Raw genomic sequence first — 13356 nt, 5'->3', positions numbered from 1 at the left:
AAAAACGCCCCGACTGGTTCGGGGCGTTTTTTTGATCCCTGGCGCCACGCAGGGCTGGAGCCATCAAGCTCAAAGGCTAAATGGCTTGCCCGTGCTCGAACTGGGTCGGCACCTGCTGTTCGCTTTGGGGTTGACATGGGTTGTGCTGTTTTCATCGTCCTGACCCAAGGCAGAACCTCTTGAGACTGTATGAAATATGGAACCTGCAACGTCAGCCTTGCCACTGAGCTAATGGGCCTTTCGGGCCTGTCAATCAGTGAGTGGAGAAGAGCCGAAGATGTTGAATCCAGCAGTGACGGGTTTTGTAGGTGGGCACGCAGGCTATGCGTCAAGTCAGTTGCACATGCAGGGCAGGCCTGCCGCGTTCGAGGCGGACGTTGCTGCGGTCAGGCAACTGCTGAACGAGTGGCTTCGTCTAACGCCAGAAGCCAGGCTTCATATGGCGCCAGGTGTCATTGACAGGTTGAAGTTGTTTCGAGAGAGGACCGGTGACGCGGCGTTCAAGAACAATGTCAATAAGCTGATTCATACAGTGGACGCCTACGTTCAGTCCCATACCAATGATTCTCCAAAGGCCGGACCAGGCCGCGATATGGGGCATCGGCATATGTTCCACAGGCCTGTACTGCGTAACCCGCAGCGTTTTGATCAGCAGGGCCCCGCTCAACGGGCGAGTCACCATGACTTCTACACCGCAAGGAGTAACCCTGGCAAAAGACCTGGCGTTGGCAATGAGCCCGGTAATATCTGGAGCGGCTTCAAACAGGGACCCAATAAAAGCAATTGCGCCACGGTCGCATCAATAAAGATCGCGATGATGAAGTTTGGCCAGAAACCCGCCGACATTTTCAAGCAGGTAACTGCAGCGGGTGATGGCTGGAACATACAGATGCGGGATGACCGCTGGTATCACTTGTCCAGGACTGAGCTGGCGCAGGCAACATACAGATCCGAATTCAGTGGTGATGATCCTTCGATGGTGGCAGATGCCAACTTTCTGTATGCCGTGAGCGCCAAACGGGCGCAACTGGAGAACAACGACGGTTATGCGGGGCAGGGTTTCGAGAGTGCGCTATACAGCATCAATGATGGTGAGCCCTTCGGTCGAAACCTGAATGGATTGCTGCGCTTGGGGCTACGCGATCATATTCGAGAAACCAGTGTTCAAGACTTGGCGCGTGGGCAACTGGGTCTTGTGACTCACGGCGTTCCGGTTAATGGTCAATGGGTGGGTCATGCGCTTGCGGTGATCAATGGGCGTGAGGAAGTGTGGGGTAGGCAAGGCGGGCGTCCTCCTGCCAATATTTACGCTAACGCATTGGCGCTGATTTGAGAGGTCGCTGGGGTCGGTCAGTCGCCCCGGTCACTTTTTAGTGAGTCCACTACCTTCACTCAAAGCGACGAATATCAACTGTGGGAGCGGGCTTGCCCGCGAAGACGTAGGCCCAGCAAACATTGATGTTGACTGACCCTGCGCATTCGCGGGCAAGCCCGCTCCCACATTTTTACTGTGTTCGCCTGCAGATCAGCGGCGGCTGCTGACCTCGGCGGGTACGTCATCGCCGGCCATGCGTTTGCGGAACAGGGCCGTTCGCGCCAGTAGCAGCGTGGTCACCGGCACCGTGATCGACAGCAAAATCGGAATCAGCCAGCCGTGCAACACCGGCCCGGACTTGAGCTGTGAAAAATAGATAATCGACGCCAACGCCACACACCATGCGCCCAACGTAGAGGCCAATGCCGGCGGGTGCATGCGCTGGAAGAAGTCCTTCATGCGCAACAACCCCAGCGCGCCGATCAGCGCAAACACACTGCTCGACACCAATAGCACCGCCACCACGATTTCCATCCACATCGGCATCATTCAATCACCTCCCCACGCAGCAGGAATTTGGCCAGGGCGAACGAGCCCACGAAGCCGAACAGTGCAATCAGCAACGCCGCTTCAAAGTAGGTGTCACTGGCATAACGAATGCCCAGCACCAGCATCATCAGCATCGCCAGGATGTACAGGTAGTCCAGCGCCAGAACGCGGTCCTGGGCCGACGGGCCCTTGAACAGGCGGATCAGGGTCAGCACCATGGCCAGCGAGAACAGGAACAGGCTGAGCAGGATCGCATTGGAGAGCAGGGCGCTCATTCGAAGATCTCCATCAGGGGGCGTTCGTAGGTGGACTTGAAGTGTTCGATAAACAGCGCTTCGTCCTCCAGGTCGAACACGTGCAACAACAGCACGCTGCGGTCCAGCGCCAGTTCCGACCAGATGGTGCCGGGCACCACGGTGGTGATCATCGACAGCGCAGCGAGGCCGTTGGGGCTGCGCAGGTCCAGGGGGATCCTGACGAAGCGCGAGCGCGGTGGACGCGAGCCGCACACCAGCACGCCCCACGCCACTTGCAGGTTGGACACAATCACGTCGCGGCCCACCAGGAAAAACAGGCGGATGATCACGCCGGGGCGGCGCAGGCTGATCGGTTGCGGTCGCAGCGGCGCCATCATCAGCGGGGCGAGAAACCCCAGCAGCGCGCCGAGCAGCAGATTGCCGGGGCTCACCGACAGGTTGAGCACCAGCCACAGCACCCACAGTGCCAATGACAGCCACGGCGCAGGCAGCAAGCGCTTCATGGTTGCACCTCCAGGGCGGCGGCCTTGCCTTCGGGGCTCGGCACCGGGCGCGTGGCCATTACCGCCATCACGTAGCTCTCCGGGTTGTTCAGGCTCTTGGCGGTCGCCAGGGTATAGCGCATCAACGGCTCGGCCTTGAAGGTCAGCGCGATGCACAGGCCCAGCAGCAGGAAGATCGGCACGCACTCATAGCGACGCAGCAGCGGCGACGGGCGTTCTTCCGGGGTCCAGAAACGCTGGGTGCCCAGGCGCGCAAAGGCAATCAGCGAAGCCAGGCCCGAGAGGATCAACAGGGCCACCAGACCCCAGGCCGCCGGGCGAATCGGCTCATTGATCGCATTGCCCAGGCCCAACGGATTGACCAGCGCACTCAACAGACTGAGTTTGCCGATAAACCCGGACAGCGGCGGCATGCCGATAATCAGCAGCGCACAGGCGACAAAGCTCAGGCCGAGGAACGCCATGGTCCACGGAATCACTTGGCCGACCACGGCTTTCTGTTCGTCATCGAGGTTGACGCCGGGGCGCGGGTGCAAGGATTCCATGGCCTTGGGCAGTGCGTCGATTTCTTCATCCAGCGGCAGGTCATTGGCCGAGCGTGAGCGCTCGATCAGCTCCGCCAGCAGGAACAGCGCACTCAAGGCCAGGGTGGAACTCACCAGATAGAACAGCGCGCCGGCCGTCAGGCTCGGCTGGGCAAAACCCACCGACGACAGCAGGATGCCGGCCGACACCAGAATGCTCAGGCTGGCCATGCGCTCCAGTCGTTGTGCCGCCAGCATCGCCAGCGCCGCGCAGACGATGGTGGTCATGCCGCCGTACACCAGCCAGTCGCCGCCGAACAGTGCCGAGGCACCGGCCTGGCCGGAGAACAGCAGGGTCCACAGGCGCAGCACGGTGTACACGCCGACCTTGGTCATGATCGCGAACATCGCCGCCACCGGTGCACTGGCCGAAGAGTAGGCCGGCGCCAGCCAGAAGTTCAGCGGCCACATGCCGGCCTTGGCCAGGAACGCCGTGGCGAGGATCGCGGTACCGGCGTGCAACAGGCCACGGTCAGCCTCCGGCACCAGCGGGATTTTCAGCGCCAGGTCGGCGAAGTTCAACGTGCCGGTCACGCCGTAGATCATCGCCGCGCCAATCAGAAACAGCGACGAGGCCAGCAGGTTGATCGCAATGTAATGCAGCCCCGACGACACCCGCGCGCGGCCGGAGCCGTGCAGCATCAGGCCGTAGGACGCGGCCAGCAGCACTTCGAAGAAGACGAACAGGTTGAACAGGTCGGCGGTGAGAAACGCGCCGTACAGGCCCATCAACTGGATTTGGAACAGCGCGTGAAAACTGGTGCCAGCACGGTCCCAGCGGGCCATGGCGAACATCAGTGCGCTCACGCCAATGATCCCGGTCAGCACCAGCATCAGCGCCGACAGTTGATCCACCACCAGCACGATGCCGAACGGCACCTGCCAGTTGCCCGGCAGGTACACGCCAATGGAGCCCGGGCCACCCTGTTGCGTCCAGTACAGCAGCAGAGCCGCCACGCCGACGCCGAGCAGGCTCGACAGCAGGTTGATCTTGGCCTTCAGCGGACGGCGCTTCTCGCCCAGCATGAGCATCAGCCCCGCCGTGAGCAACGGCAGCAGAATTGGTGCGACGATCAGTTGATTGACCCAATTCATTCCTTGGGCTCCCGGCCGTCGACATGGTCAGTGCCGGTCAGGCCCCGAGACGCCAGCAACACCACCAGGAACAGCGCGGTCATGGCGAAGCTGATCACGATGGCCGTGAGTACCAGCGCCTGGGGCAGTGGGTCGGTGTAGTTGAGCAGGTCCTGGGGCACGCCGTCCTTGATGATCGGCTCCTTGCCGATAAACAGGCTGCCCATGCTGAAGATGAACAGGTTGACCCCGTACGACAGCAGGCACAGGCCCATCACCACCTGGAAGGTCCGTGGCCGCAGGATCAACCAGACGCCCGAGGCCGCCAGCACCCCAATGGCAATTGCAATGACTTCTTCCATCAGGCGGCTCCTTGTGTTGCGGCAACCACTTTGGCCTGGTTGCTTGGTTTATGGGCGCGTACCGATTGGTGACCCAGGGCGGTGAGCATCAACAGGGTCGAACCGACCACCATGGCGTACACGCCGACATCGAAGAACAGCGCGCTGGCGACGTGAATATCGCCCAGCACCGGCAGGCTCAAATGCCAGGTGTGAGTGGTGAGGAACGGGTAACCGGCAAACAACGCGCCCAGCCCCGTGAGCGTGACCGAGAGCAGCCCGAAGCCCATCCAGCGCATTGGCCGCAGGTTCATCTGCGCCTCCACCCATTGGGTGCCGGCCACCATGTATTGCAGGATAAACGCCACCGACATCACCAGGCCTGCGACAAAGCCGCCGCCCGGCTGGTTGTGGCCACGCATGAACAGGTAGAACGACACCACCATCGCAATCGGCAGCAGCAGGCGCACCAGCACCGCCGGCACCATCATGAAGCCCAGTGCGGTGTCGCTGGCCTGGCGCGGGTTGACCAGATCGGTGGCCACATCCGGCGCCAACTGGCGCTGTTGCGTGGGCAGTTGCATGCTTTCCTTCGAGGGGCGGAAGCGTCGCAGCAGCGCGTACACGGTGAGCGCCACGGCGCCGAGCACGGTAATTTCGCCCAGGGTGTCGAAGCCACGGAAGTCCACCAGCATCACGTTCACCACATTGCTGCCGCCGCCTTCGGGCAGGGCACGGCTCAGGTAGAACGAGGAGATATCGTTGGGCGTCTGACGGGTCAGCATCGCGTAGGACAGCAGCGCCATGCCGCCGCCCACCGCGCTGGACAGCAGGAAGTCGCGCAGGCGGCGGATGCGCGCCTTGCGCAGCGTGCTCGGCAGCGGCGAGACCTCTTCGATCCGTCTCGGCAACCAACGCAGGCCGAGCAGGATCAGCACCGTGGTCACCACTTCGACCACCAGTTGGGTCAGTGCTAGGTCCGGTGCCGAGAACCACACGAAGGTGATGCAGGTCATCAGGCCGCACACGCTGACCATGGTCAGGGCCGCGAGTCGGTGGTACTTGGCTTGCCAGGCGGCACCCAGGGCGCAGGTGATGGCCAGTACCCAGAGGGTCACGAACACCACCGAGCCAGGGATCTTCGGCCGGTCGCCCCAGGTGAGGCCGCTGCCCAGCATGGGGATCATGGCGCCGATCACCGCCACCAGCACCAGCAGGAACAGCTGGGTCTGCAGGCGCTTGGTGCTCAGGCGTTTTTCGATTTTGCGCACGCCGCGCATCATCACCACCAGGCTGCGCTCGAAGCCGCGCTTGCCGTTGAAGTAGCTGATCAGCGGCGGGTACTTGAAGCGCCCGCGCTTGAGTTGCTTGCGCAGCATCAGGTACAGCACCACGCCGCCGGACATCGCCACCAGGCTCATGATCATCGGCGCGTTCCAGCCGTGCCAGATCGCCAGGCTGTACTCGGGCAACACGCCGCCCACCACCGGCAGCGCCGCCGCCGCGAGGAGCGGGCCGACCACCTGGGCCGGGAAGATCCCCACCAGCAGGCAGGTGAACACCAGCAGCTCGACCGGCGCGCGCATCCAGCGCGGCGGCTCGTGGGGCGTGTGGGGCAGGTCGGTCGCCGGCGGGCCGAAGAACACGTCAACGGTAAAGCGCAACGCGTAGGCCACACTGAAGGTGCCGGCAATGGTCGCGATCAGCGGCAGGGCGATTTCCACCCATTCGGTGGACGAGATAAACACGGTTTCGGCGAAGAACATCTCTTTGGACAGAAAGCCGTTAAGCAACGGCACGCCGGCCATGGACGCACTGGCCACCATCGCCAGGGTCGCGGTAAACGGAATCAGGCGTACCAGGCCGCTGAGCTTGCGGATATCCCGCGTGCCACTTTCGTGGTCGATGATGCCCGCCGCCATGAACAGCGAAGCCTTGAAGGTGGCGTGGTTGAGGATATGAAAGACGGCGGCGACCGCCGCCAGCGGGCTGTTGAGACCCAGCAGCAAGGTGATCAGCCCGAGGTGGCTGATGGTGGAATAGGCCAGCAGGCCCTTGAGATCGTTTTGAAACATGGCGCAGTAAGCGCCGAGTACCAGGGTAATGGCGCCGGCACCGCCGACGATCCAGAACCATTCTTCGCTGCCCGACAGCGACGGCCACAGACGGGCCAGCAGGAACACGCCGGCCTTCACCATCGTCGCCGAGTGCAAGTAAGCAGAAACCGGTGTGGGCGCCGCCATTGCGTGGGGCAGCCAGAAGTGGAAAGGGAACTGCGCACTTTTGCTCAGCGCCCCCACCAGCACCAGGGCCAGCATCACCGGGTACAGCGAGTGCGCGCGAATCTGATCGCCCGCCGCCAGCACCTGATCCAGGTCGTAGCTGCCGACGATATGCCCCAGCAGCATCACCCCGGCCAGCAGGCACAGGCCGCCGGCACCGGTGACCATCAACGCCATGTAGGCGCCGCGTCGCGCATCGGCGCGGTGGTGCCAGTAGCCGATCAGCAGGAACGAGAACAGGCTGGTCAGTTCCCAGAAAAACACGATCTGGATCAGGTTGCCGGAGATCACCAGCCCGAGCATGGCGCCCATGAAGGCCAGGAAAAACGCAAAAAAGCGCGGCACCGGATCATCCGGCGACATGTAGTAGCGCGCATACAGTGACACCAACGTGCCGATGCCGAGCACCAGCATCGAAAACAGCCAGGCAAAGCCGTCCATGCGCAACACGAAGTTCAGGCCCAGGCTGGGCAGCCACGTGAATTCCTCGCGGATCACGCCACCGTAGGCGATCTGAGGATAAAGCAGGGCAACCTGAACCGTTCCGACCAGGGCCACAAGGCCCGCCAGCAGCGATTCGGTATTACGTGCATTGTGCGGCAGCAAGGCCGCCAGACAGCTGCCAATGAATGGCAGAAGCAGTAGAACTATCAGGGACATAGGCTTCTAATCTGCGGGAGTTTGGGATGCATCATACGTGCCGCTTTAACGATCACCAAACGCCAAGGTGTGGCAGGATCCTACAAAAGCAGTCGAATAATCTCATTTGGCAATATTTCACACCGCCCCGTTCAATGTGGACCGTCCGGCCTCAGCCCCGTTGTTCCTCTTCCAGCGCATCCTGAAGTTCCAAGGCTTTTTGCCCCTTGGTCTTCAACTCGCTCACGATCACTGCCACCACGATCAATACCGCCCCCAGCATCGCAATCGGCGGGAAGCGCTCCCCGGCAATCCGACCGACCACGCCTGCCCACACCGGCTCACCGGCGTAGATCAGCGTGGCCCGTGTTGGCGAAACGCTCTGCTGCGCCCAGTTCATCGCCACCTGGATCACCGCACTGGTCAGGCCCAGGCCTGCCGCACTGAACAGCAGTAACCACGAGAATCCCGGCAGCGCCTCGCCCATCGGCACCACCATCAGAAACGACAGCAACGATGCAGTGGCCAGTTGCACCACGGTCACCCGGCGCACGTCCACCTGGCCTGCGAAGGCGCTGATCAGGATGATTTCGGCGGCAATCGCGACCGCCCCGATCAACGTGGCGATTTCCCCTGCGCTGAAATTCAGCGACGCGCCCGCCGGGCCAGTCAGCAGCATCAACCCGGCAAACGCCAGCATGATGCCGATGCTCGGCATCAACCCCGGGCGCCGGCCCAGCACCAGCCATTGCAGCAAGGGTACGAAGGGCACGTACAAGGCGGTAATGAACGCCGACTGGCTGCTGAGGATGGTCTGCAGGCCTATGGTCTGCAAACCGTAGCCGAACATGATTGCCACGCCGATGAACACGCCGGCCTTCAGCTCGAACAGGGTCAGGTCGCGCAAGGTGCGCACGGAAAAAAATCCCACCACAATGGCGGCGGCGGCAAAGCGCAGCCCCACGAAGAACATCGGCCCGCTGACCGCCATGGCGTGCTGCACCAGCAAAAAGGTGCCGCCCCAGATCATGGTGATCACTACCAGGATGCATTCGGCTTTGCTGAAACGGTTGAAACGCGACGGGGAGTTCGGGCTGGTCATGGCGGCTCGGTCTTGCAAGGGAAGGGCACGGACCGCACAATGCGCCGCACGCTGGGCAGTATACTGCGCACACCCACCCATTGAGCAATATAGTGCACAAAGAAAATCCACACCGGGCCTCGGTCCTGCAGCACGTCAGCCAGAACGTGCGTCGCCTGCGTCACGCCGCCGACCTCAGCCAGACTGCGCTTTCGGAAAAGTCCGGGGTCAGCCGGCGCATGCTGGTGGCCATCGAGGCCGGCGAGAAAAACGTCAGCCTGTCCACCCTCGATCGCGTGGCCGAAGCGCTGGACGTGGCCTTCAGCGACCTGATCCAGGCGCCTGGTGCGCCCGACCACAGCCGCATCAACGAGCTGGTGTGGGCCGGCGAGATTGCCGGCAGTAAAGCCGTGTTGCTGGCCAAGGCCACCGCGCGCCGCGAAGTCGAACTGTGGGAGATGCACCTGGCGCCCGGTGATCGCTACACCCCCGGTTTCGACCCGGACGGCTGGAGCGTGCAACTGTTCGTGTTCGAAGGCTGCCTCACCTTGCTGGTGGGCGATGAAGAAAAGCGCGTCTCCGCGGGTGAGTTCTACATGTTCGCCAGCCGCCAGGTGCACGACTATCGCAATGATGGTGAGGTGGCCGTGCGGTTTGTGCGCAACGTTGTGATCTGACTGTTGGTGCGGCAACAGTGGCTGGACACTTTGCTGGTTTCAGCCTCGTAAAAATCCCCGAATACCGCGGCAAAAGCCTGATTTTGCTGGTGATGCATTCAGGCACGACTCCTGCAATCACTCCGATAACCTATCGGAGCCTGGAGTCGGCCCATGTCAGCCCACCCTCAACACCCTGCCCACCTCATTCGCTCGGACGCTGAAGCCATCGAGGTCGCCACTCGCCTTGCCGCACGCTTTGCCGACGAGGCCAGCGCGCGCGACCGCGAGCGTCGCCTGCCAGTGGCCGAGCTCGACGAGTTTTCCGCGAGCGGCCTGTGGGGCATCACGGTACCCAAGGCCTACGGCGGCGCCGGTGTGTCCTATGTGACGGTGGCCGAGGTGATCAAATTGATCTCCGTCGCTGACCCGTCCCTGGGCCAGATCCCGCAGAACCACCTGGGCATCGTGGATATCCTGCAGCAAACCGCCAGCGAAGCCCAAAAGCGCCATTACTTTGAAAAGGTCCTCGCGGGCTATCGCTTCGGCAACGCGTTCTCCGAAGCCAAGAGCAGGAACGCCGGCACTTTCGACACGCAGATTCGCTTCCACGGCGACACCGCGCAGGTCGACGGCGAAAAGTTCTACTGCACCGGCGCGCTGTTCGCCCATATCGTGCCCACCGTCGGCAACAACGAACACGGCCAGGCGTTTATCGCGCTGCTTGAGCGCGACGCGCCAGGCCTGAGCGTGATCGACAACTGGGACGGCTTCGGTCAGCGCACCACGGCCAGCGGCGGCGTGACCCTCGACGGCGTGACGGTGCCCCTGAGTGCGGTCATCCCGGCGCATGAGGCCTTCGACCGACCGACCGCCCACGGCCCGATCTCACAGATTATCCAGGCCGCCGTCGACACCGGCATCGCCGTCGGTGCGCTGGAACAGGCGAAGCTGCACGCGCGCCAGGCTCGCCCGTGGATCGACAGCCAGCAGGACCACGGCTGGCAGGACCCTTTCACCATCGCCGGCATCGGTGACCTGCAATGGCGTGTGCACGGCACCGAAGCCATTCTCGCCCGGGCCGACCGGGCGATCGACCTGGCGCTCGCCGAACCCAACGAAGACACGGTCGCCAACGCGTCGCTGATCGTGGCCCAGGCCAAGGTCCTGTCGGCTGAAACCGCGTTGCTCGCCAGCAGCAAGCTGTTCGAACTGGCCGGCACCCGCTCGGTCACCGGCAAACACAACCTCGACCGCTTCTGGCGCAACGCGCGCACCCACACCCTGCATGACCCGGCTCGCTGGAAATACCACCTGATCGGCAACTTCGTGCTCAACGGCGTAAAACCTGCGCGCCACGCCTGGAACTGAGGAACCCCGCCCATGACCGCCCTGAACCAAGCCCGCCAACTGCTGGAAACCACCCGGCGCTTCGTCGCCCGCAGCGACGACCCCTATGTGATCAGCCGCTTCGGCGACTTGCAGATCCGCGTCGACCTGGCCGCGGCCCTGCTCGAACGCGTCGATACCCACCCCAGCCCGGTGGCGCTCACCGAGGCGCATATCGCTGCCGCCGAAGCCCTGATTGCCGTGAGCAACGCCGAATTCGAACTGACCGGCCAACGTACCGCGCTGCCGTCGACCCTGAATGACCCGCTGCGCCACAAATACCGGATCGTTGGCAACTATCACCTCAACGGAGTGCTTTGATGGCCCGTGAAATCCGCTTGAACGCCTTCGACATGAACTGCGTCGGCCACCAGTCTCCCGGCCTGTGGGCGCATCCGCGTGATCGTTCGTGGCAGTACAAGGACCTGGAATACTGGACGGACCTGGCGAAAATCCTTGAGCGCGGCAAGTTCGACGGCCTGTTCATCGCCGACGTGCTGGGCATTTATGACGTGTACAACGGCACGGGCGACGCGGCGATTCGCCAGGCCACCCAGGTGCCGGTCAATGATCCGTTGTCGCTGATCGCACCGATGGCGCTGGTCACTGAGCACCTGGGGTTCGGCCTGACCGCCTCATTGTCGTTCGAGCACCCGTATCCGTTCGCCCGCCGGTTGTCCACGCTGGACCACCTGACCAAGGGCCGCATCGGCTGGAACATTGTCACGTCTTACCTGGAAAGCGGCGCCAAGAACCTCGGCCAGCAAGCCCAGACCGAACATGACGCGCGCTACGACTATGCCGAGGAATACCTCGAGGTCTGCTACAAACTCTGGGAAGGCAGTTGGGAGGAAGGCGCAGTGCTGCGTGACCGTGAGCGGCGGATTTTCAGCGACCCGAGCAAGATTCACGAGATTCGTCATGTGGGCAAACACTTCCAGGTGCCTGGCATTCACCTGTGCGAGCCGTCGCCGCAGCGCACGCCGGTGCTCTACCAGGCCGGCGCTTCCAGCCGTGGCAAACAGTTCGCGGCCGAGCAGGCCGAGTGCGTATTTGTCGCCGCACCGTCCAAGGTGCTGCTGAAAAAGACTGTCGCCGATATCCGCCGCCGCGCCGCCGAGGCCGGGCGCGACCCGAGCAAAATCCTGATCTTCAACCTGCAGACAGTGATCGTCGGCGAGACCGATGCCAAGGCCAAAGCCAAGTTCGACGACTACAAGTCCTATGTCAGCTACGAAGGCGCCATGGCGCTGATTTCCGGCTGGACCGGCATCGACTTCAGCCGCTTCCAGCCGGATGAACCGCTCAAACATGTGCACACCAACGCCATCCAGTCGGCGGTGGAAGCGTTTTCCACGGCCGACCCGAACAAGGTCTGGACACCCAATGAGCTGGCCGATTGGGTTGGCATCGGCGGCTTCGGTCCGCTGTTCGTCGGTGGCCCGCAAACCGTCGCTGACCTGCTGCAGGAGTGGGTGGAAGAGACCGACGTGGACGGCTTCAACCTGGCCTACGCGCTGACCCACGAAACCTTCATCGACGCTGTGGACCTGCTGGTGCCCGAGCTGCAGAAGCGCGGCGTGTACAAGACCGACTACGCCCAGGGCACCCTGCGCGAAAAGCTGTTCAGCGACGGCGCCCGTTTGGCGCCCAACCACCCCGGCGCCGGCTACCGCGACCTCAAGGCGAGCGCGCTGTAACCGCCGACTTTTTGTTGTGGCGAGCAGGCTTGCCCTGCGTTGGGCTGCGCAGCAGCCCCAAAACCAGCGTCCACGGAGTATCTGAGACACCGCAGTCGCCTTTATCGGGACTGCTGCGCAGTCCAACGCGGGGCAAGCCCGCTCGCCACAGAAGCCCCCTCTGCCGGGGGGGCGCTGGCCGACTCAAACCTGCAGCGGAGATCAACACCATGAACCAACCTGCCACACAACCCGCGTACCCGGCGCTGCTGAGGGTCGACGACATTGAAGTGATCTACGACGGTGCGGTCCTGGCCGTGGCCGGGGTGTCGCTGAGCGTGCCCAAAGGCGCCATCGTGGCTTTGCTCGGCGCCAATGGCGCGGGCAAGAGCACCACGCTCAAGGCCATCTCGGGGCTGGTGCGCGCCGAGCGTGCCGAAGTCAGCCGGGGCGTGATCGAATACGCCGGGCAGGACCTTGCCGGTATCGACCCCAGCCTGCGTGTGCGCCGGGGCATGGTGCACGTGCTCGAAGGTCGTCACGTATTCGGCCAGTTGACCGTGGAAGACAACCTGCGCAGCGGCGGCTTTGTGCGGCGCTTGAGTCGCAAGGCCATGGCCCAGGACCTGGAGCGCATCTACAGCTGGTTCCCACGGCTCAAGACCAAACGCCACACCCGCGCCGGGCTCACGTCGGGGGGTGAGCAGCAGATGGTCGCGATTGGCCGTGCGTTGATGACGCGGCCTGAGCTGGTATTGCTCGACGAGCCGTCCATGGGCCTGGCGCCGATGATCGTGCAGGAAATCTTCGCGATCATCGCCCAGCTCAACCGTGAGCAGCAGGTGAGTTTTTTGATCGCCGAGCAGAATATAAACGTTGCGCTCAGCTATGCGTCCCACGGCTACGTGCTGGATACTGGGCGCGTTGCCTTGAGTGGCAGTGCCGCTGAACTGCTGGCGCGGGGTGACCTGCACGATATTTACCTGGGCAAACAGTAAGGGCGAACC

The 13356-nt window shown here is 62.9% G+C and carries 13 protein-coding genes; 6 read left to right on the top strand and 7 right to left on the bottom strand.

Annotation, left to right across the window (positions count from 1 at the left end; genetic code table 11):
* The first annotated feature begins 277 nt into the window (after window positions 1-277).
* Entirely contained in the window at window positions 278-1333 is a 1056-nt protein-coding gene (locus VRB54_RS14740; RefSeq protein WP_338477780.1) for a hypothetical protein, read from the top strand.
* A gap of 192 nt (window positions 1334-1525) precedes the next feature.
* Here the strand turns inward: VRB54_RS14740 and VRB54_RS14735 are convergent, their stop codons facing one another.
* From VRB54_RS14735 to VRB54_RS14705, 7 genes are all read right to left on the bottom strand, one after another.
* Entirely contained in the window at window positions 1526-1864 is a 339-nt protein-coding gene (locus VRB54_RS14735; protein WP_338477779.1) for a Na+/H+ antiporter subunit G, read from the bottom strand.
* Window positions 1861-2139 carry a K+/H+ antiporter subunit F gene (locus tag VRB54_RS14730; protein ID WP_010209507.1) on the bottom strand — a complete coding sequence of 93 codons (279 nt, stop codon included), beginning with the start codon at window positions 2137-2139 and terminating at the stop codon, window positions 1861-1863. The genes VRB54_RS14735 and VRB54_RS14730 overlap by 4 nt, the downstream gene beginning before the upstream one ends.
* Complete coding sequence (locus VRB54_RS14725; RefSeq protein WP_338477778.1) at window positions 2136-2624, bottom strand: Na+/H+ antiporter subunit E; 489 nt, start codon at window positions 2622-2624, stop codon at window positions 2136-2138. The genes VRB54_RS14730 and VRB54_RS14725 overlap by 4 nt, the downstream gene beginning before the upstream one ends.
* Window positions 2621-4303 carry a monovalent cation/H+ antiporter subunit D gene (locus tag VRB54_RS14720; RefSeq protein ID WP_338477777.1) on the bottom strand — a complete coding sequence of 561 codons (1683 nt, stop codon included), beginning with the start codon at window positions 4301-4303 and terminating at the stop codon, window positions 2621-2623. The genes VRB54_RS14725 and VRB54_RS14720 overlap by 4 nt, the downstream gene beginning before the upstream one ends.
* Window positions 4300-4644: a Na+/H+ antiporter subunit C gene (locus VRB54_RS14715; RefSeq protein ID WP_003192163.1), complete on the bottom strand. Its 345-nt coding sequence runs from the start codon at window positions 4642-4644 to the stop codon at window positions 4300-4302. Before VRB54_RS14715 ends, VRB54_RS14720 begins: the two co-directional genes overlap by 4 nt.
* Window positions 4644-7565, bottom strand: a complete 2922-nt coding sequence (locus tag VRB54_RS14710; protein ID WP_338477776.1) for a monovalent cation/H+ antiporter subunit A — start codon at window positions 7563-7565, stop codon at window positions 4644-4646. The genes VRB54_RS14715 and VRB54_RS14710 overlap by 1 nt, the downstream gene beginning before the upstream one ends.
* A gap of 151 nt (window positions 7566-7716) precedes the next feature.
* On the bottom strand, window positions 7717-8646 hold the full coding sequence (locus VRB54_RS14705; RefSeq protein ID WP_338477775.1) for a DMT family transporter: 930 nt from the start codon (window positions 8644-8646) through the stop codon (window positions 7717-7719).
* 92 nt (window positions 8647-8738) lie between these two features.
* On the opposite strand from VRB54_RS14705, the gene VRB54_RS14700 reads away from it, so the two are divergent.
* The 5 genes from VRB54_RS14700 (at window position 8739) to VRB54_RS14680 (ending at window position 13347) form a co-directional block, all read left to right on the top strand.
* Window positions 8739-9302: an XRE family transcriptional regulator gene (locus VRB54_RS14700; protein WP_338477774.1), complete on the top strand. Its 564-nt coding sequence runs from the start codon at window positions 8739-8741 to the stop codon at window positions 9300-9302.
* Between the two features lie 153 nt (window positions 9303-9455).
* Window positions 9456-10652 carry an SfnB family sulfur acquisition oxidoreductase gene (locus tag VRB54_RS14695; protein WP_338477773.1) on the top strand — a complete coding sequence of 399 codons (1197 nt, stop codon included), beginning with the start codon at window positions 9456-9458 and terminating at the stop codon, window positions 10650-10652.
* Window positions 10653-10664: 12 nt separating this feature from the next.
* Window positions 10665-10991 carry an acyl-CoA dehydrogenase gene (locus VRB54_RS14690; protein WP_338477772.1) on the top strand — a complete coding sequence of 109 codons (327 nt, stop codon included), beginning with the start codon at window positions 10665-10667 and terminating at the stop codon, window positions 10989-10991.
* On the top strand, window positions 10991-12370 hold the full coding sequence (locus VRB54_RS14685; protein ID WP_338477771.1) for an LLM class flavin-dependent oxidoreductase: 1380 nt from the start codon (window positions 10991-10993) through the stop codon (window positions 12368-12370). Before VRB54_RS14690 ends, VRB54_RS14685 begins: the two co-directional genes overlap by 1 nt.
* A 209-nt stretch (window positions 12371-12579) precedes the next feature.
* Window positions 12580-13347: an ABC transporter ATP-binding protein gene (locus tag VRB54_RS14680; protein ID WP_338477770.1), complete on the top strand. Its 768-nt coding sequence runs from the start codon at window positions 12580-12582 to the stop codon at window positions 13345-13347.
* Window positions 13348-13356: the final 9 nt, after the last annotated feature.

The sequence above is a fragment of the Pseudomonas trivialis genome (genome assembly GCF_036864995.1).
GTDB lineage: Bacteria > Pseudomonadota > Gammaproteobacteria > Pseudomonadales > Pseudomonadaceae > Aquipseudomonas > Aquipseudomonas trivialis.
Note: the sequence above shows the minus strand (reverse complement) of the source record. Positions and strands in the feature narration are given on the sequence as shown.

Bases quoted from the DNA above. Each gene is read 5' to 3' on its own strand.
- VRB54_RS14695 (WP_338477773.1), top strand. From the start codon at position 9,456: ATGTCAGCCCACCCTCAACACCCTGCCCACCTCATTCGCTCGGACGCT.
- VRB54_RS14690 (WP_338477772.1), top strand. From the start codon at position 10,665: ATGACCGCCCTGAACCAAGCCCGCCAACTGCTGGAAACCACCCGGCGC.
- VRB54_RS14710 (WP_338477776.1), bottom strand. From the start codon at position 7,565: ATGTCCCTGATAGTTCTACTGCTTCTGCCATTCATTGGCAGCTGTCTG.
- VRB54_RS14735 (WP_338477779.1), bottom strand. From the start codon at position 1,864: ATGATGCCGATGTGGATGGAAATCGTGGTGGCGGTGCTATTGGTGTCG.
- VRB54_RS14715 (WP_003192163.1), bottom strand. From the start codon at position 4,644: ATGGAAGAAGTCATTGCAATTGCCATTGGGGTGCTGGCGGCCTCGGGC.
- VRB54_RS14720 (WP_338477777.1), bottom strand. From the start codon at position 4,303: ATGAATTGGGTCAATCAACTGATCGTCGCACCAATTCTGCTGCCGTTG.
- VRB54_RS14680 (WP_338477770.1), top strand. From the start codon at position 12,580: ATGAACCAACCTGCCACACAACCCGCGTACCCGGCGCTGCTGAGGGTC.
- VRB54_RS14685 (WP_338477771.1), top strand. From the start codon at position 10,991: ATGGCCCGTGAAATCCGCTTGAACGCCTTCGACATGAACTGCGTCGGC.
- VRB54_RS14730 (WP_010209507.1), bottom strand. From the start codon at position 2,139: ATGAGCGCCCTGCTCTCCAATGCGATCCTGCTCAGCCTGTTCCTGTTC.
- VRB54_RS14725 (WP_338477778.1), bottom strand. From the start codon at position 2,624: ATGAAGCGCTTGCTGCCTGCGCCGTGGCTGTCATTGGCACTGTGGGTG.
- VRB54_RS14705 (WP_338477775.1), bottom strand. From the start codon at position 8,646: ATGACCAGCCCGAACTCCCCGTCGCGTTTCAACCGTTTCAGCAAAGCC.
- VRB54_RS14740 (WP_338477780.1), top strand. From the start codon at position 278: ATGTTGAATCCAGCAGTGACGGGTTTTGTAGGTGGGCACGCAGGCTAT.